Raw genomic sequence first — 15,284 nt, forward strand, 5'->3', positions numbered from 1 at the left:
ATGCGGCTGACGTGGTCGAGGACGAATGTCGGTGTGCCGTCGACGTATCCGGTCAGCGTCGAGCGCATCGCGGCGATCGTGCCCGCCGCGATGTGACCAGTCGGGGTATCGAAGGATTCCTCGGCGGGGATGCGTTCGACCGTCTCGGCGATGTCGTCGATGCGCGTCCCGAGTCCGGTGGCGATCTGATGCAGTACGGGACCCCAGCCGAAGGTGAAGACGCCCGGAGTGGCGGCGAACGCGGCGAATTCGGGCGGTTGGCCGAATCCGAGGATCTCGTAGACGGCGGCACGGTCGGGGTAGGTGCCGTAGTTGAACATCTCGGTCATCCGGATCGAGTCGATGTTGCGTGACACGCCCGACAACGCCAGCGGCAGAACGTCGTTGGCGAATCCCGAGTCGATCCCCGTGGTGAAGAAGGAGACCCCGCCGGCAAGGGCCGCGTCGCGGAGCGGATCCGTGAATGCTGAATCGACCGCGTTTGGATAGACCAGGGGCACCACCGAGCACGACACCACGTTCTTGCCCGCCCGCAGGATCGACACCATGTCGGCGACGGCTTCCAGCGGCCGCAGGTTCGCGGCAGCGGCGTACACCACCACCTCGGCATCACCGTCGAGCATGGCGGCGGCGTCCTTGGTTGCGGCGACGCCGACCGCGCCGATGCCGCAGAGTTCGCCGGCGTCGCGTCCGGCCTTGGCATCGCTGTGCACCACGAGGTCGGTCAGTTGCAGTTCCGGGTGGTCGATGACGGCGCGAAGGGCGATGACTCCCATGGATCCGGGACCCCACACTGCGACTTTGATGCTCATTGATCTCCTAATATTAGGAACTCTTCATGTACTATCTGGACGGATAGTAGGGAGATCTTCGTGACGGTGTCAACGGGCGCGTCCCGCAGGCCATCACCGCCGAGCCGGCGGGTGATGGATGTGCTGCAAGCGCTTGCTGATTCACCCGACGGCCTGAGCTCGGCGCAGCTTGCCAAGCAGTGCGCCATCACCACCTCGACGTGCGCGTTGGTGCTCGCCGAACTGGAGCAGGGCGGTTGGGTCGCGCGCCGCGACCGCCGTTACGGCCTGGGCAGCGGCCTGTTCGGACTAGTGCACGGACTGCGATCGCAATTCCCGCTCCTCGACCGCGGCCGCGACGCCCTTACCGCGCTGCACGACAGCCTCCGAGCCGGATGCTCGATGTCGAAGATCACCGACCAGCACCTGATCACCGTCGATGCGGTAGGCCACCACACCGACGGGGAACATGCCGTCGGGCAGCGGTTTCCGATCGATCCACCATTCGGACTGGTCGCGATGGCCTGGCGCGACGACACCGCCATCGACGACTGGCTGCGCCGTATCACGCCGCGACAAACGCCGCGCGACATCGAGCAGCACCGCCGGGTGCTCGCCGACATCCGGAAGCGTGGCTACGGGGCCTGGCGGTTCGACGACGCCCACGCCTCCCTGCACGACCGACTCACCACCGTGCTCGCGTCGCTGGAACCCACCTCCGCGGTGACCCGCCAGCTCGGCAACCTCATGACGATGGTGACGTTGCAATCGGTGACCTCGACGTTGGAAGCAGACTTACCCACAACGGAATTCGTCGTGCTGCCGATCTTTGGACGTGACGGCCAGCCGGAATACCAGATCGAGATACACCTCGGCCGCACCGATGCCCTGACCCTCGAGGCGTTGAACGCCGCACTGGCCGAGCCGCAACGGCTGCTCGCCGCGCCGACGTGACTCGTGACGAAGTGACCTGCGCCAGCGCGGGGCCTGTCACGATGGGCACATGGTCGAGCGCGATCGCGACGAGTCCGGCAGGCCTCGAAACACCCGGCCGCGCGACGCCATGGGCCGACCACTTCCGCCGGGCAGCGAAGGCATTCCGCGCATCCCGGATGAACTCGAGCTAACGCCGGCCGCAACGCTGGCCTATGCCCAGGATCTGCTGGACCGGGGTCTGGCGTTCAACGCCCACGAGGTGCTCGAGGCCGCATGGAAGAACGGTCCCGAGAATGAGCGGTTGCTCTGGCAGGGACTTGCCCAGCTCGCGGTCGGCATCACCCACGTCCAGCGCGGCAACCCCAAGGGTGCGGTAGCCGTACTTCGGCGCGCGTCCGGCCGTCTCGCCGACGCCGGTGTGGTGCCGCACGGCATCGACGCCGCGGGGCTGGCCGTCTGGGCCGATGCGCTCGTCGACGATCTCGCGGCCGGCACCGGGATCACGTCGCAGCGGCTGGCGCCCCATCTGATGGTCCAGTCCAGGTGACGCCGCGCGCAAAGGGCAGGTGCGGGAGGTTCGCCGGCCATGGTTACCGTAGAACGGTCCACGATCACCCACATTCGACTAGGCGGTCTCGATGCGACGCGAACTTCCCGACGTAGTCATCACGGGAGTGGCGCTGACCAGCGCACTGTCGATTGACGCCGAAGACACCTGGACGGCTCTGCTCGACGGCCGCAGCGGCATCCGCACGCTGACCGCCCCGTTCGTGGAGGAGTTGGATTTCCCAACGCGCATCGGGGGTCCGATACACGAGGACTTCGACGGCGAATTGACTCGGGTGGAGCTGCGACGTCTGTCCTACCTGCAGAAGATGGCCCTGGTGCTGAGCCGCCGCGCCTGGCTGCACGCAGGGTGTCCCGAAATCGACCCGACTCGTCTCGCCGTGACGGTGGGCACCGGGTTCGGAAACGGCGAAGAGGTGCTCCTCGCTTACGTCGCCATGCGCGAACGGGGCTTGAAGGCGGTCTCACCCCTTGCGGTCCAGATGTTCATGCCCAATGGGCCTGCCGCGGCGATCGGATTGGATTTGGCGGCGCGGGGAGGTGTGTCGGCGCCGATGGTGGGTGACGCCTCCGGTGCAGCAGCCATCGCCCAGGCGTGGCAGCAGATCGTGTTCGGTGATGCCGACATCGTGATCTGTGGCGGCGTCGAATTCCCGATCCAGGGGGTGCCTCTCGCGGCGTACGGCCAGATCGACGGCATCCTGTCCACCGACAATGACGACCCCGTCGGTGCCTGCCGACCGTTCGACCAGGACCGAACCGGCATGGTCTTCGGTGAGGGTGGTGCGCTGCTGATCATGGAGACCGAAGAGCATGCCAAGGCCCGCGGCGCCAGCATCCTCGCCCGCGTGTTGGGCGGGTCCGTTACCTCCGACGGCTACGACGTGATGGCCTCGGACCCCGATGCCGAACAGGAGGCGTCCGCCATCCACCGGGCGATCGAACTGGCAGGCCTGACGCCCGCTGACATCGATCATGTGAACGCCAGCGCCGCGGGCACCCGCGACGGTGATCTCGTCGAGGCCACCGCGCTGCAGAAGGTCTTCGGCACCCACCGCCCCGCCGTCTACGCCCCCAAAGCCGCTCTGGGCAACACCTTCGGGTCTGCAGGCGCTGTCGAGGCGGTGCTCACCGTGCTGGCGCTACGTGACGGCGTCGTGCCCCCGACCCTGAACCTGCGCCACCTCGACGTGCGGATCGACCTCGATGTCGTCACCGAAGAGGCCAGAAAGGCCGACTACCGATACGCGCTGAGCGACACGTTCGCCTTCGGCGGTCACAACGTCGCATTGGTATTCGGCAAGTACTGAGGCCTGTTGACTGAGCCTGTCCTGCTTACACTTTGAGGACAGGGGTGAGTGCGGCGTCACGTATTTGTTCGTCGCGCGTCGCAATGGTCAAGTTGCGCCGAGCAGCCTGGGCCACGATCACACGGTCGAACGGGTCGTTGAGTTCCCATGGCAGGCGGCCGGCGAGGATCGCATCGGTCGCCTCGATGGGTAGTTCCGTCGCGGTCATATCGGTCATGACGTCCGACCACGCCGACAGCAACGGCTCACCGTCCAGGCGGCCCAGTCGGGCCTTGATCGCTATCTCCCACGCCGACGCTGCCGAGACCCAGACCGTGCAGCTCGCTTCGGAAAGCACGTCACGCGCGGTCTGGGACACTTTCTCGGGCGTGGACACCAACCACAGCAAGGTGTGGGTGTCGAGGAGGACGGCATGGGGCGCCGCGGCACGCCGCCCGCGCGTCATGAGTCTCCTTCCCACGCGGCGATTTCCGAGTCCGGCAAGGGGTCGTCAAACCCATCGGGAACAGACAGGTTCGGCAGCTGGCCGAACCGCCGCGGCGTTTCCTGCGCGGGCATCAGGATCGCGACAGGCCGACCGTGGTTGGTAATCGTCACCGACGTGCCCGTGCGCTCGACCTCGGCGAGGAGGGCGTTGAGCGTGGCCTTGGCCTCCGTACTGGTGATGGTCTTCATCCATTCAGAATAGCGGCCATAGACTAGTCTGACTAGTGTCACTAGTCAGATCATCTGGCGCCAGCCCAATCCCGACGAATGCGTTCGGCGGCAGGCGAATTCAGATCCCGCAGGCGCGTTCCAGGTCGGCCAGGGAATCCTCGAGATGCCCGAGCAGCCGCTGCAGGTGAGGCACGCTGCGCCGGCAGCCGACCAGGCCGAAGTCGAGGTTGCCTGCGGTGTTGGTCAGCGTGATGTTGAGTGCTTGGCCGTCCAGTGCGATGGAGAGCGGGTAGTTGCCGTCGAGTCGGGCGCCGTTCCAGTACATCGGCTCTCGCGCACCGGGCACGTTGGAGATGACGATGTTGAACGGCGGCGGCGCTGACGTGACGAAGCCGGGCACCACGGCAAGGGCGACGCCGAAGCTGAGGAACGCCGACAGCGCCAGCGCCTGCGTGCGCGGGAGTTCGGCGAACACCTTCTTGTTGGCGCGCATCGACCCACTGATGGCCTCGAGCCGTTTGGCGGGGTCCTCGATGTCGGTGGCCAGGTTGCACAGAATCGTGCCGACCATGTTGCCGCCGGCGTCCTGCTCGTGCTCGGAGCGCAGGCTGACCGGGACCATGGCGACCAGCGGGGCGTCCGGCAGCGCCTCCCGCTCACTGAGGTAGGCGCGCAGCGCACCCGAGCACATCGCCAGGACGACGTCGTTGACGGTCGTTCCGGTGGCGTTCTTGACACCCTTGATGCGGGCGAGTGGCCAGGACTGCGCGGCCGCGCGCCGTGCGCCACCGATGGGCACGTTGAACATCGTCTTGGGCGCCCGGAACGGCAGGGTCAGCTGCTGTTCGATCAGCGCTGCCCTGGCCAGCGAAAGAGTCGAGGGGGCCAGTGCGGCAATCGATCCCGCCACGTCGGCCAGTGACCGCAGCGCTGACCGCGAGGGTCCCGCCTTCCTCGGCTTCGGCCCGAGCGTCCACGGCACCCGGGTCTCGCGGTCGTCGGGGTCCGGCGACATCGCCCGGATCGTGAGGCGTTGGGCGGAGACTCCGTCGAGAAGCGAGTGGTGGATCTTGGTGTACACCGCGAAGCGGCCGTCGCTGAGGCCTTCGACGAGGCTTGCCTCCCACAGCGGCCGATGCCGGTCGAGCAGGGTGCCGTGCAGGCGCGAGACGAGTTCGAGCAGGTCGCGCACCCGGCCGGGACGCGGCAAGGCCGACCGGCGCAGGTGGTAGTCGATGTCGACGTCGTCGTCGAACGCCCAGGCGACGTTGGAGATGCCGCCGAGCATTCTGCCCGGATGCTTGCGGAACGTCGGCTGGACGTCGTCGTTCTTGACGATCGTTTCGTACAGGTCGCGGACGAAGTCGGGACCGGCGTCGCTGGGCGGCAGAAACAGCTGTAATCCTGCGACGTGCATTGGATGCTCACGGGATTCGCCAAGCAGGAACATCGAGTCCGTCGGCGAGATCAACTTCATGAAAGTGACGTTACTCACGTTGCGTGGTTCGCAGTCAGGACAACCTCAAATGTGGGCCAGAAAAATTACCCGCCGGTAGTCTCGGTGCATAGGGAAGGCAGGTTCTAGTGACCGCATCCAAGATGATCGACATTCACGGCGAGCAGTTCGCAGTCATCGACGAAGGCGAAGGCGAGGCGCTGCTGCTGATCCACGGGATGGCCGGAAGTTCGCAGACGTGGCGCGCCGTCCTGCCCCAGCTGGCCAAGAAGTACCGCGTCATCGCTCCCGACCTGTTGGGGCACGGGCAATCGTCGAAGCCGCGCACCGACTACTCGTTGGGCGCCTTCGCGGTCGGGCTGCGCGACCTGCTCGACGAACTGGGGGTCGACTCGGCGACGGTCGTCGGCCACTCGCTTGGCGGCGGCATCGCGATGCAGTTCCTCTATCAGCACCCCGACTACTGCCGCCGCCTGATTCTGATCAGCAGCGGCGGCCTGGGCCCCGACGTCGGCTGGATCTTGCGGTTGCTCGCAGCGCCCGGCGCCGAACTTGTCATGCCGGTCATCGCCCCGTCGCCGGTGCTACGCGCCGGGAACTCGGTGCGGGGGTGGCTGAGCTCGCTCGGTCTGCGTTCGCCGCGCGGCGCAGAGATCTGGAACGCATACTCGTCCTTCTCGGACCGAGAGACCCGTGAGGCGTTCCTGCGCACCCTGCGCTCGGTAGTCGACTACCGGGGCCAGTCGGTGAGCGCGCTGAACAGGCTGAATCTCCGCGCCGACCTGCCCACGCTGGCCATCTGGGGAGAACAGGACGCCATCATCCCGGTCGACCACGCCTACTCCGCGCTGGAGGCCAGGCCGGACTGCCGTGTCGAGGTGCTCCCCGACGTCGGGCACTTCGCGCACGTCGAGGCGCCCAACGAAGTGGTCGACCTCATCGACGACTTCATCGCCACGACGAGCGCTGCCCCGTTGCACCAGGTGGCGCAGGGCCACCCGCAGTAGTTTGATGCCCGCGTGGCGGGTATCCGTGCGGGGTGAGTGCCACCGCCGTACTGGTGATCGACATGCTGAACACCTACGACCATCCCGACGCCGAGGCGCTCGCCGCGAGCGTCGCTGAAGTCATCGGCCCGATTACGCAGTTGATCTCGACGGCTCGCGACCGGGACGACGTCGAACTCATCTACGTCAACGACAATCACGGTGATTTCAGCGCGGGTCGGCACGAACTCGCCAGGGCAGCCTTGCACGGCGAGCGCCCTGAGCTCGTCAAGCCGATCGTGCCTGACGCCGACTGCACGTTCCTGACGAAGGTCCGCCACAGTGCGTTCTATGCCACGCCACTGGATTACCTCTTGGGCCGGCACGAGACCGAGCGCATTGTGCTCGCCGGCCAGGTCACCGAGCAGTGCATCCTCTACAGCGCCCTGGACGGCTACATCAGACATCTCGAAGTCGTGGTTCCGCCGAACGCCGTAGCGCACATCTTCCCCGAGCTGGGCGAGGCCGCGCTGAAGATGATGGAGCGCAACATGGGTGCCGACCTGACTCCGGTGGAGAAATGCCTGTGACAGCGGGCATTTCGGCCCGAGGCCCGTCGCGAACGCAAGCAAAGTAGGGCTGTCATGCGACTTCGTCGAAGCGTGCTCTCCAAGCCCGGCATCACACGACAGCGCCGCGGCAAGGGGTTCACGTATTACACGCCCGATGGCGAGCCTCTCGATGACGACGTCGCGTTGCAGCGCATCAAGGAGCTGGTGATCCCGCCCGCGTGGAAGAAGGTGTGGATCAGCCCGTACCCCAACGGACACATACAGGCCGTCGGCACTGATGTCGCGGGCCGTCGCCAGTACCTGTATCACCAGAAGTGGCAGGACGAGCGGGCCGAGGAGAAGTTCGACCGCGTCCTGGAAATGTCGAAGCGGCTACCCGAGTGGCGAGCCCGGGTGGCCGCCGATCTGCGGGGACGCGGTCTGCAACGAGAACGCGTGCTGGCGTTGGCGCTGCATCTGGTGGACCTGGGCTACTTTCGCGCCGGGGGCGAGCAGTACGCCGAAGAGAACGAGTCCCACGGACTGGCGACGTTGTTGTGCGACCACATCACGCTGCGCGGCGCCGTCGTCGCGTTCGACTATCCCGCCAAGAGCGGGGTGCGCCGGAGCCTGGAAGTCGAGGACGCCGAAGTCGTGCGGGCGGTGCGTTCACTCCTGCGCCGGCCAGATCGCACTGAGAGGTTCCTGGTGTGCCGCGAGGGAAGCGACTGGGTGAACGTGCAGGCCGACGCCCTCAATGCGCGGTTCAAGGAACTGATGGGCGACGACTACAGCGTCAAGGACCTACGTACCTGGCACGGCACGGTGCTGGCTGCCGAAGCCTTCGTCGACGCCGACCCGCCGGTGTCGAAGGCGGTGATCAAGCGCGTCGAGTCGGCGGTGATGAAGGAGGTTGCCGAGGCCCTCGGCAACACCCCCGCCGTGGCGCGGGGCTCGTACGTGGATCCACGCGTGGTCGCCGGATATGAGACCAGCGTGACGATCGCCGCCGCATCCAGGCGCGCGCGTCGTAGCAGGGACGTCGAGAAGCGACAGGCAATCCTGGACAAGGCCACTCGATCGCTCATTCAACGCGTTGCCACCAGCTGATTCCCGTCGCTGAAGGCCCGGTGACCCGACTGATGCGGATCGGTGGTGTTTCGTGGCGGCCGTTGTCGGGAAGACGTTTGACGGGTCCGGAGAACCGGGCGCGTACCTAGGAAGGGAGCGATACATGGCTCAGCGCAACGGAGTCGAAGAGGCCGTCGAAGGCGTCGTCGAAGGCGTCAAGGGCAAGGCCAAGGAGGTCATCGGCAAGGTGACCGATCGCGAGGATCTTCACCGCGAAGGCAAGGCCCAACAGGACAAGGCCGACGCGCACCGCGACGCGGCGAAGAAGGAAGCGGAGGCCGAGAGCGCCCGCAGCGCCGCCAAGGCGAATGAGGCCCGCGAGGCCGCCGAGCAGTAGGGCGGTGCGGAGGCCCGGCTCGAGGAGATGAGCCGGGCCTTCTGCTGCGTGAAAACCCATGGTGAACAACGTCACTGCACCACCCGTCAACGAAAACTGGAACGCCCTCTGGACATCGCAGTTCGGTCACTGGATCACCGCCAAGGGACTGCACATCGTCTTGGTTCTGGCCAGCGCGTGGATCGCGACACGGGTGATCCGCTGGATCGCCAACAAGATCAGCCGCAGGCTGGACGAGGCCGTCGAGGACGGTTCCGCCGTCCGGTCCGAGTCGGTCAAGCACCGCCAAGCCGTCGCCTCGGTGATCTCCTCCGTTGCGGTCGCGGTGCTGTATGCCGTTGTGGCCGTGGACATCGTCGACACACTTGGCCTACCCGTCGGTTCGCTCGTGGCACCGGCGGCCGTGCTGGGTGCGGCTCTCGGCTTCGGCGCACAGCGCATCGTCCAGGATCTGCTGAGTGGTTTCTTCATCATCACCGAAAAGCAGTACGGTTTCGGTGATCTGGTTCGACTCACCATCAACGGCTCGTCAGAGGACGCGCGCGGCACGGTCGAGGACGTCACGCTGCGCGTCACGAAGCTTCGGACCAGTGACGGTGAGGTGTACACCGTGCCCAACGGGCAGATCGTGAAAGCGCTGAACCTGTCCAAGGACTGGGCGCGAGCGGTCATCGACATCCCGGTACCGGTGTCGGCCGACCTCAACCGGGTCAACGAGGTGCTTCGCGGCGTCTCGGCCAGCGCCATGACGGACGACACCTTGCCGGATCTGTTGCTCGACGAGCCGTCGTTGATGGGGGTCGAAAGCATCGGCGTGGACACCATCAAACTTCAGATGGTGGCTCGCACCCTCCCTGGCAAGCAGTTCGACGTCGGCAGGCGACTGCGCGTGCTGGTGGTCGCTGCGCTGCGCCGCGCCGGAATCGCCAGTGGCGCACCGACTGTCGATGCAGGTTGACGAACTCCGATGTGCGGCTGGCTATCTGTCGAACGACAGCGCCAGGATTGCGATGGCGATCAGAAGGATCGCCCATGCGACCGCTGGTACCAGGAACCCTCGCGCGCGCCGGGCGGTGAGGAACGACAGCGCGATCGCCACCGCAGGGACGACGGGCGACCCGTACATGATCAGACCGAACACGGTCTCTCCCGGTCCCAGCCGGCTGCACGCTCCCTCCGTGCAGGACGCGGTGCCCAGCACCTGCAGGTAGGAATAGGCGACCACGGCAAGCGCGCCAGGGATGGTCAGCAGCGCGAGAGTCCAATTGACGACCGCGCGTCTGGTATGGGGCTGCGTTTCGGCCGCGTTTGCGCCGTCATCGGCGCGCTCTTCGTGTCTGACGTCTGCTGCGGACATGGCGGCCGCCTCCCGAATCGGTACTGAATCTGGTTACGGCATACCCGGCGGGTAGGCAGCGAAACCGCGATGTTTGGCGGGCTTGGCGTAGGGAAATGTGATTGTCATGGCCGAGACACTTCAACGCGAGCGCGCGTACCCGGTGCCAAGACTCGACGGCGTGGTGGCTCCCGCAAGGACGCGCTCGTCACCGGCGCAACGCGCCGTGACCGTTTACCTGGGTGAGCAGATCGACCGCATGGTCTCGGGGGATGCCGAATTACGCAGAGGCGTCGACCCGATTCACGACACCAGGGTGGCGATCCGCAGGGTGCGCGGCACCTTGCGCGTGTTCGCGAAACTGTTCGACCGCGCCGCCACGACCGAGATCGAATCCGAGCTGAAGTGGTTCGCGGCTGTGCTCGGCGAAGTTCGGGACTGCCAGGTGCAGCGCAAACGGTTCGGGGACGCGCTCGATCGGCTTCCCGACGATTTGATCCTCGGTCCGGTGCGGTCCGACATCCGGAACACTCTGCTCGGCATGGAAGGCCCAGCCCGTAGACGCGTGACCGACGCGATGGATTCCGAACGCTATCTGGGCATGATGGCCGTGCTGCGTCGGTGGCGGACCGAGCCGCCCCTCCAGGACGGGTTCGGTGTGGACGAACTGCGCAAGCGCTTCAAGAAGGCCCGGCGCAAGGCGGACCGGCGTCTGGTCGCCGCCGTCGGTGATGGTCAGGACGTCGCGCTGCATTCGGCCCGTAAGGCTGCGAAGCGTGCCCGGTACGCGGGGGAGCTGGTCGGCGCCGTGCGGCCGCAGGCCAGTCGGAAGGCGAAGGCGTACAAGAAGGTTCAGAGCGTTCTTGGCGATCATCAAGACACCGTGGTGGCGCGGGATGTGCTGCGCCGGATGGCGGCTGGTACTGGCTCGTCTCGGGACCAAAACGGATTCACCTACGGCCTGCTGTATGCGCGCGAACAGCGGATAGCCGCGAAAGCGGGTTCGAAGGCAAATGAATTGACCAAGGAGGGACACTCATGAGCAACGTCTTGGAAGGCAAGCGGATTGCGATCCTGGCAACCGATGGAGTCGAGCGACGTGAACTCGACGAACCGGTCGAGGCGGTGCACCAGGCCGGCGGTGACACCGAACTGTTGTCGCTCCATTTGGGCACCATCGACGCACGGGATCACGACCTCCAACCGGCTGGCGAGTTTCGCGTGGACCGGGAGGTCGGCGACGCCGCTGTCGACCAATTCGACGGACTGGTGATTCCCGGCGGCACCGTCAACGCCGACAAACTTCGCCTCGACCGATCGGCGATCCAGTTCGTGCACGACTTCGTCGAATCGGGCAAGCCCGTTGGGGTGATCTGCCACGGACCGTGGACGCTCATCGACGCGGGAGTGGCCGAGGGCAGAACCCTGACGTCGTATCCGAGCGTGTGGACCGACCTGCGCAACGCCGGAGCCCATCCGGTCGACGAGGAGGTCGCCGTCGACGGCAACCTCATCTCCAGCCGATCGCCGGACGACCTGCCCGCGTTCTGCAGGGCGATCGTCGGCCGGTTCGCGAGCGGTTAGAGCCAGCAGAGCGAAGGAAACACCATGTCTGTGACTGCATTCCAGGACCTATCGATGGCCGACCGCGACCGCGAGTGGGATGGTGCGGCAGCCGAGAAGCGCGTCCGGAAATGGGCGAACGCGACCGACGAGCCCAACGAGAAGTACCGCAACGCGCACGTCTGGTACGACAGCGACAAGAAGCAGAACTTCACGGCGTACAAACTGCTGATTGCCGATGTGGTGAACGGGCGGTTGGTGGCAGTGCCACACGGCGTGATGGCCGCCGGCGCGGTTCTGCAAGGCTCACGGGGTGGGGTCGACGTCCCAAAGGGCGATGTCGACCGAATCAAGAGCCACCTGGCGAAGTACTACCGCAAGATGGATGACACGCCCCCGTGGGAAGCGGACTAGCGGCGTGGTGTCCGCGCCTCGGCACCAGTCTGGCCAATCGCCGTGCCCGCGTCCAATGTCACGCCGCGACCCGTTTCCGCCCATCACCTGCGGCGTAGCCCACGACATGCGCGGGTATGCCGGTGACCTACCGGACCACATCGAAGGAGCACGAGGTCACGTCATGCCGAGCGTCAGCCTGGTTCATCGCGCGAGGACGAATCGGTGACGACGTTCGAACGAGCCGTCGTGGTGATCCCCGCCCACAACGAGGCCGCGCGCCTACCGAATTGTCTGAAAGCGGTGGTGACGGCGGCGGCGTGCTCGTCGATGCCGGTTCTGACCGTGGTGGTGCTCGACGCATGTGACGATTCCAGCATCGACCTCGCAGGTCGATTCGGCAGCGACGTGCACTTCATCGAGGTCGACGCCCGCAACGTCGGGACTTCACGCGCTGCGGGCTTCAGTTACGCGCGATCGTCATGCGGCATGGAGCATACCGACGAATCCCGCATCTGGTACGCCACGACGGACGCCGACACCCACGTCGACCCGGACTGGTTGATCCGCCAGACCGCGTCGGGTGCCGACATGGTCGTGGGTGTGGTTCGCGTCGCCAACTGGCGCAACCTGCCCGCTGCGGCGGTGCGCCGCTACCTGAACGCGTACCGCTCGAAGCGCCGCCTGGACGGCCGCGGCCACGGCCACGTCCATGGCGCCAACCTTGGTTTTCGGGCCGAAGCCTATTGGCGGGTCGGCGGATTCGCCGATCTCCCCACCGGTGAAGACGTCGACCTGGTCCGGCGCTTCGAGGAGCAGGACTTCGTCATCGACCGCGACGAGCGGCTGTCCGTCACCACGTCGGCTCGTCAGAAGGGCAAGGCGCCCATGGGATTCGCGGCATATCTACGCCGGATCCCGCCAGCCGCGACTCGGGGATCCGCATGACGCCCGAGCTGGTGTGGCGCTGGCTGGAACGAGGTGAGCTGGATCTTCCGGCACCCGGATCCGGGCAGACGGCGCGGAGATGGTGGAAGCTTGCGGCGCTGACCGAGCGCGACGTCGTCTCGGGTCGGCTGGCCGAGGCACACACCGACGCGGTGGCGATCCTTGCGGAACTCGGCGGCCCCACACCGAAGCCGGGCCAACTGTGGGGCGTGTGGGCGGCAGAGTCGGCGGAGGCGATCGTGACCGTGACCGACGACGGCGACACGGCCGTCCTGGACGGCACGAAGGCGTGGTGTTCGGGCGCCGGACTGTGCACGCACGCGTTGATCACCGCGCGCCGCGAAGACAACTTGCGCGGGCTCTACGCGGTCGATCTGAGCCAGCCGCAGGTGATGCCGCTGACACACAGCTGGCGCAACGCGGGCATGCGCGCCAGCGATACCCGATCGGTTCAACTGTCCGGTGCGGCTGCGGAACCCGTCGGCCGACCGGGCGAGTATCTCGACCGGGCCGGGTTCTGGCACGGCGCCATCGCCGTGGCCGCCTGTTGGCTCGGTGGTGCGCGCGGCGTCGCCGGGCCGCTGTACGGCGCGGTCGCCGACGACCACAGCAGTGCGTCGGGGGACGTGCACGCCCACGCTCACCTTGGTGCGGTCGATGCGGCGCTCGCCGCAGGGGAAGCCGTGTTGATGTCGGCCGCCTGCTACGTCGACGCCGAACCACACGGCGACCGGGCCGAATTGATGGCACGACGGGTCCGCGCCGTGGTCGAGCACGCCGTCGACGAGGTGATCACGCGCACCGGGCGCGCGCTGGGCCCCAAGACGCTCGCACTCGACGGCGAACACGCACAACGCGTCGCAGATCTCACGCTCTACGTGCGGCAGAGCCACGCCGAGCGCGATCTCGCCGCCCTGGGACGGCTGGCGGCGAGGTGACCTTCGGCAACGGATCCCGGTTCGCCGCCCGACCGATCCACGCCGGAGGTACGTCGACCACCGAGTGGCTCGGCTGGCGGCGCCAGTTCCCGGACCTGAATCTCGACGATTGCCCGGCCCTCGTCCTGGTGGCGCCCCACCCGGACGACGAGACCCTCGGCTTCGGTGCCACCGCGGCCACTCTGCGGGCACGCGGCGTCGAGGTCCAGGTGGTGTCGGTGAGCGACGGCGGCGGGGCCTTTCCCGAACTCTCCCGTCGGGAGCGAACATGGCTGGAGAGTGATCGAAGGGCCGAATTGCATCGGGCCACCGAGATTCTGGGCCTGAGCGCTCCGGTCTGCCTCGGGCTGCCGGACGGCGAACTGCGTGACCACGAGACGGAGTTGACTGCCCGTCTCGCCGGTCTGCTCGAAGCCGGGCCGACGGGGGCGTGGTGCGCCGCGACGTGGCGCGGAGATGGGCATCCCGACCACGAAGCGGTCGGCCGCGCGACCGCAGCAGCGGCCGAACGTACGGGAGCAGAGCTGCTGGAGTATCCGGTGTGGATGTGGCACTGGGCCGTGCCGGACGGTGACGACGTCCCGTGGCACCGAATGTCGAAGACACGGTTGGACCGCGCCGCGATGGTACGTAAACGACGCGCCGCCAAGGTGTTCCGCACGCAGCTGACACCGCGCGAACCCGGCGCCGAGGCGGTCCTGCCACCCTTCGTGGTGCGACGACTGCTCGCCGTTGGAGAGGCGGTGTTCCGCTGATGCGGCGCGTCCCCGACGACTACTTCGACGCGATGTACGCGAAGTCGCCCGATCCCTGGCAGCTCGCCGGGCGGTGGTACGACCAACGCAAGTACGCGATGACGATGGCGATGTTGCCGCGTCCGCACTACCGCCATGCGTACGAGCCGGGGTGTTCGGTGGGCGTGCTCACCGAACTGCTGACCGCCAGGTGCGATCACGTGACGGCCACCGACGTCGCGGCGGCGGCGCTCGAGGCGACGGCCGATCGACTGGAGCGCGGTGGGCGGTCAGAGCAGGTGACTCTCGACCGGCGCTCACTCGACTCGGGCTGGCCCGCGGACGCTTTCGACCTAGTGGTTCTGTCCGAAGTGGCGTACTACTTCGATGCGGAGAGCCTGCGCGCCGTCCTGGACCGGGAATGCCCACGCCTGGCCGCGGGAGCGACGGTGCTCGCGGCACATTGGCGCCATCCGGTCGAGGACTATCCGCTGACCGGCGACGAGGCGAACTTCATCATCGCCGACACCGCCGAACTGCAGGCGCTGGCGCACTATTCGGATGACGACGTCGTCATCGACGTCTTCGTCACGGGCGGCGCGGCCCAGTCGGTCGCAGGCGGGACCGGCGTCCCGGGAGTGCACACGTGA

Annotated in this window: 20 protein-coding genes; 15 read left to right on the forward strand and 5 right to left on the reverse strand. The window is 66.9% G+C overall.

Going from position 1 to position 15,284, the window contains the following annotated elements:
* A partial coding sequence (locus QOC69_RS34845) for an NAD(P)H-dependent amine dehydrogenase family protein (protein ID WP_526447199.1) occupies nt 1-812 on the reverse strand: 812 nt, incomplete at its 3' end.
* Between the two features lie 114 nt (nt 813-926).
* Here QOC69_RS34845 and QOC69_RS34850 point away from each other — a divergent pair.
* The 3 genes from QOC69_RS34850 (at nt 927) to QOC69_RS34860 (ending at nt 3,604) form a co-directional block, all read left to right on the forward strand.
* Nucleotides 927-1,745 (forward strand): helix-turn-helix domain-containing protein, encoded by an 819-nt coding sequence (locus QOC69_RS34850; protein WP_526447263.1) that lies wholly within the window; start codon nt 927-929, stop codon nt 1,743-1,745.
* Between the two features lie 49 nt (nt 1,746-1,794).
* The gene (locus QOC69_RS34855) at nt 1,795-2,274 is read left to right on the forward strand and encodes a DUF309 domain-containing protein (protein WP_526447201.1); all 480 of its coding nucleotides are present in this window, start codon (nt 1,795-1,797) and stop codon (nt 2,272-2,274) included.
* A 91-nt stretch (nt 2,275-2,365) separates the two neighbouring features.
* The gene (locus QOC69_RS34860; protein ID WP_526447202.1) at nt 2,366-3,604 is read left to right on the forward strand and encodes a KasA/KasB family beta-ketoacyl-ACP synthase; all 1,239 of its coding nucleotides are present in this window, start codon (nt 2,366-2,368) and stop codon (nt 3,602-3,604) included.
* Nucleotides 3,605-3,629: 25 nt separating this feature from the next.
* On the opposite strand, the gene QOC69_RS34865 is transcribed toward QOC69_RS34860, so the two are convergent.
* The 3 genes from QOC69_RS34865 to QOC69_RS34875 form a co-directional block, all read right to left on the reverse strand.
* Nucleotides 3,630-4,049, reverse strand: coding sequence for a type II toxin-antitoxin system VapC family toxin (locus QOC69_RS34865; RefSeq protein WP_526447204.1), 420 nt, complete (start codon nt 4,047-4,049; stop codon nt 3,630-3,632).
* Nucleotides 4,046-4,279 carry a type II toxin-antitoxin system Phd/YefM family antitoxin gene (locus tag QOC69_RS34870; protein WP_526447206.1) on the reverse strand — a complete coding sequence of 78 codons (234 nt, stop codon included), beginning with the start codon at nt 4,277-4,279 and terminating at the stop codon, nt 4,046-4,048. The genes QOC69_RS34865 and QOC69_RS34870 overlap by 4 nt, the downstream gene beginning before the upstream one ends.
* A gap of 100 nt (nt 4,280-4,379) precedes the next feature.
* Nucleotides 4,380-5,738 (reverse strand): WS/DGAT/MGAT family O-acyltransferase, encoded by a 1,359-nt coding sequence (locus QOC69_RS34875; RefSeq protein ID WP_526447208.1) that lies wholly within the window; start codon nt 5,736-5,738, stop codon nt 4,380-4,382.
* A gap of 122 nt (nt 5,739-5,860) precedes the next feature.
* Here QOC69_RS34875 and QOC69_RS34880 point away from each other — a divergent pair, with 122 nt between their 5' ends.
* The 5 genes from QOC69_RS34880 to QOC69_RS34900 all read left to right on the forward strand — a co-directional run bounded on the left by QOC69_RS34880 (nt 5,861) and on the right by QOC69_RS34900 (nt 9,680).
* On the forward strand, nt 5,861-6,724 hold the full coding sequence (locus QOC69_RS34880) for an alpha/beta fold hydrolase (protein ID WP_526447265.1): 864 nt from the start codon (nt 5,861-5,863) through the stop codon (nt 6,722-6,724).
* Between the two features lie 32 nt (nt 6,725-6,756).
* Nucleotides 6,757-7,293, forward strand: a complete 537-nt coding sequence (locus tag QOC69_RS34885) for a cysteine hydrolase family protein (RefSeq protein WP_526447210.1) — start codon at nt 6,757-6,759, stop codon at nt 7,291-7,293.
* A 54-nt stretch (nt 7,294-7,347) separates the two neighbouring features.
* The gene (locus QOC69_RS34890) at nt 7,348-8,364 is read left to right on the forward strand and encodes a DNA topoisomerase IB (protein ID WP_526447212.1); all 1,017 of its coding nucleotides are present in this window, start codon (nt 7,348-7,350) and stop codon (nt 8,362-8,364) included.
* A 124-nt stretch (nt 8,365-8,488) separates the two neighbouring features.
* Nucleotides 8,489-8,722, forward strand: coding sequence for a microaggregate-binding protein 1 (mbp1, locus tag QOC69_RS34895; protein WP_526447215.1), 234 nt, complete (start codon nt 8,489-8,491; stop codon nt 8,720-8,722).
* 58 nt (nt 8,723-8,780) lie between these two features.
* Nucleotides 8,781-9,680, forward strand: coding sequence for a mechanosensitive ion channel family protein (locus tag QOC69_RS34900; RefSeq protein WP_526447217.1), 900 nt, complete (start codon nt 8,781-8,783; stop codon nt 9,678-9,680).
* A 21-nt stretch (nt 9,681-9,701) separates the two neighbouring features.
* Here QOC69_RS34900 and QOC69_RS34905 read toward each other — a convergent pair whose 3' ends face one another.
* On the reverse strand, nt 9,702-10,079 hold the full coding sequence (locus tag QOC69_RS34905; RefSeq protein ID WP_526447219.1) for a hypothetical protein: 378 nt from the start codon (nt 10,077-10,079) through the stop codon (nt 9,702-9,704).
* A 106-nt stretch (nt 10,080-10,185) separates the two neighbouring features.
* Between QOC69_RS34905 and QOC69_RS34910 the strand changes: the two genes are divergently transcribed.
* From QOC69_RS34910 to QOC69_RS34940, 7 genes are all read left to right on the forward strand, one after another.
* Nucleotides 10,186-11,100: a CHAD domain-containing protein gene (locus tag QOC69_RS34910; protein ID WP_526447221.1), complete on the forward strand. Its 915-nt coding sequence runs from the start codon at nt 10,186-10,188 to the stop codon at nt 11,098-11,100.
* On the forward strand, nt 11,097-11,642 hold the full coding sequence (locus QOC69_RS34915; protein ID WP_526447223.1) for a type 1 glutamine amidotransferase domain-containing protein: 546 nt from the start codon (nt 11,097-11,099) through the stop codon (nt 11,640-11,642). Before QOC69_RS34910 ends, QOC69_RS34915 begins: the two co-directional genes overlap by 4 nt.
* A 24-nt stretch (nt 11,643-11,666) precedes the next feature.
* Nucleotides 11,667-12,035, forward strand: coding sequence for a hypothetical protein (locus tag QOC69_RS34920; RefSeq protein ID WP_526447225.1), 369 nt, complete (start codon nt 11,667-11,669; stop codon nt 12,033-12,035).
* Between the two features lie 204 nt (nt 12,036-12,239).
* A complete protein-coding gene (locus QOC69_RS34925) occupies nt 12,240-12,962 on the forward strand; it encodes a glycosyltransferase family 2 protein (protein WP_526447227.1) in 723 nt (240 codons plus the stop codon).
* Complete coding sequence (locus QOC69_RS34930; protein WP_526447229.1) at nt 12,959-13,900, forward strand: acyl-CoA dehydrogenase; 942 nt, start codon at nt 12,959-12,961, stop codon at nt 13,898-13,900. Before QOC69_RS34925 ends, QOC69_RS34930 begins: the two co-directional genes overlap by 4 nt.
* Entirely contained in the window at nt 13,897-14,655 is a 759-nt protein-coding gene (locus QOC69_RS34935) for a PIG-L deacetylase family protein (RefSeq protein WP_526447231.1), read from the forward strand. Before QOC69_RS34930 ends, QOC69_RS34935 begins: the two co-directional genes overlap by 4 nt.
* On the forward strand, nt 14,655-15,284 hold the full coding sequence (locus tag QOC69_RS34940; RefSeq protein ID WP_526447233.1) for an SAM-dependent methyltransferase: 630 nt from the start codon (nt 14,655-14,657) through the stop codon (nt 15,282-15,284). The genes QOC69_RS34935 and QOC69_RS34940 overlap by 1 nt, the downstream gene beginning before the upstream one ends.

Origin of the sequence: Mycobacterium sp. (assembly GCF_032162105.1) — a bacterium.
In the GTDB taxonomy this organism is placed as follows: Bacteria; Actinomycetota; Actinomycetes; order Mycobacteriales; family Mycobacteriaceae; genus Mycobacterium.

Excerpts from the sequence above, each read along its gene's own strand:
- QOC69_RS34850 (WP_526447263.1), top strand. The coding sequence starts at position 927 with ATGGATGTGCTGCAAGCGCTTGCTGATTCACCCGACGGCCTGAGCTCG.
- QOC69_RS34855 (WP_526447201.1), top strand. The coding sequence starts at position 1,795 with ATGGTCGAGCGCGATCGCGACGAGTCCGGCAGGCCTCGAAACACCCGG.
- QOC69_RS34860 (WP_526447202.1), top strand. The coding sequence starts at position 2,366 with ATGCGACGCGAACTTCCCGACGTAGTCATCACGGGAGTGGCGCTGACC.
- QOC69_RS34865 (WP_526447204.1), bottom strand. The coding sequence starts at position 4,049 with ATGACGCGCGGGCGGCGTGCCGCGGCGCCCCATGCCGTCCTCCTCGAC.
- QOC69_RS34870 (WP_526447206.1), bottom strand. The coding sequence starts at position 4,279 with ATGAAGACCATCACCAGTACGGAGGCCAAGGCCACGCTCAACGCCCTC.
- QOC69_RS34875 (WP_526447208.1), bottom strand. The coding sequence starts at position 5,738 with ATGAAGTTGATCTCGCCGACGGACTCGATGTTCCTGCTTGGCGAATCC.
- QOC69_RS34880 (WP_526447265.1), top strand. The coding sequence starts at position 5,861 with ATGATCGACATTCACGGCGAGCAGTTCGCAGTCATCGACGAAGGCGAA.
- QOC69_RS34890 (WP_526447212.1), top strand. The coding sequence starts at position 7,348 with ATGCGACTTCGTCGAAGCGTGCTCTCCAAGCCCGGCATCACACGACAG.
- mbp1 (WP_526447215.1), top strand. The coding sequence starts at position 8,489 with ATGGCTCAGCGCAACGGAGTCGAAGAGGCCGTCGAAGGCGTCGTCGAA.
- QOC69_RS34900 (WP_526447217.1), top strand. The coding sequence starts at position 8,781 with ATGGTGAACAACGTCACTGCACCACCCGTCAACGAAAACTGGAACGCC.
- QOC69_RS34905 (WP_526447219.1), bottom strand. The coding sequence starts at position 10,079 with ATGTCCGCAGCAGACGTCAGACACGAAGAGCGCGCCGATGACGGCGCA.
- QOC69_RS34910 (WP_526447221.1), top strand. The coding sequence starts at position 10,186 with ATGGCCGAGACACTTCAACGCGAGCGCGCGTACCCGGTGCCAAGACTC.
- QOC69_RS34915 (WP_526447223.1), top strand. The coding sequence starts at position 11,097 with ATGAGCAACGTCTTGGAAGGCAAGCGGATTGCGATCCTGGCAACCGAT.
- QOC69_RS34920 (WP_526447225.1), top strand. The coding sequence starts at position 11,667 with ATGTCTGTGACTGCATTCCAGGACCTATCGATGGCCGACCGCGACCGC.
- QOC69_RS34930 (WP_526447229.1), top strand. The coding sequence starts at position 12,959 with ATGACGCCCGAGCTGGTGTGGCGCTGGCTGGAACGAGGTGAGCTGGAT.
- QOC69_RS34940 (WP_526447233.1), top strand. The coding sequence starts at position 14,655 with ATGCGGCGCGTCCCCGACGACTACTTCGACGCGATGTACGCGAAGTCG.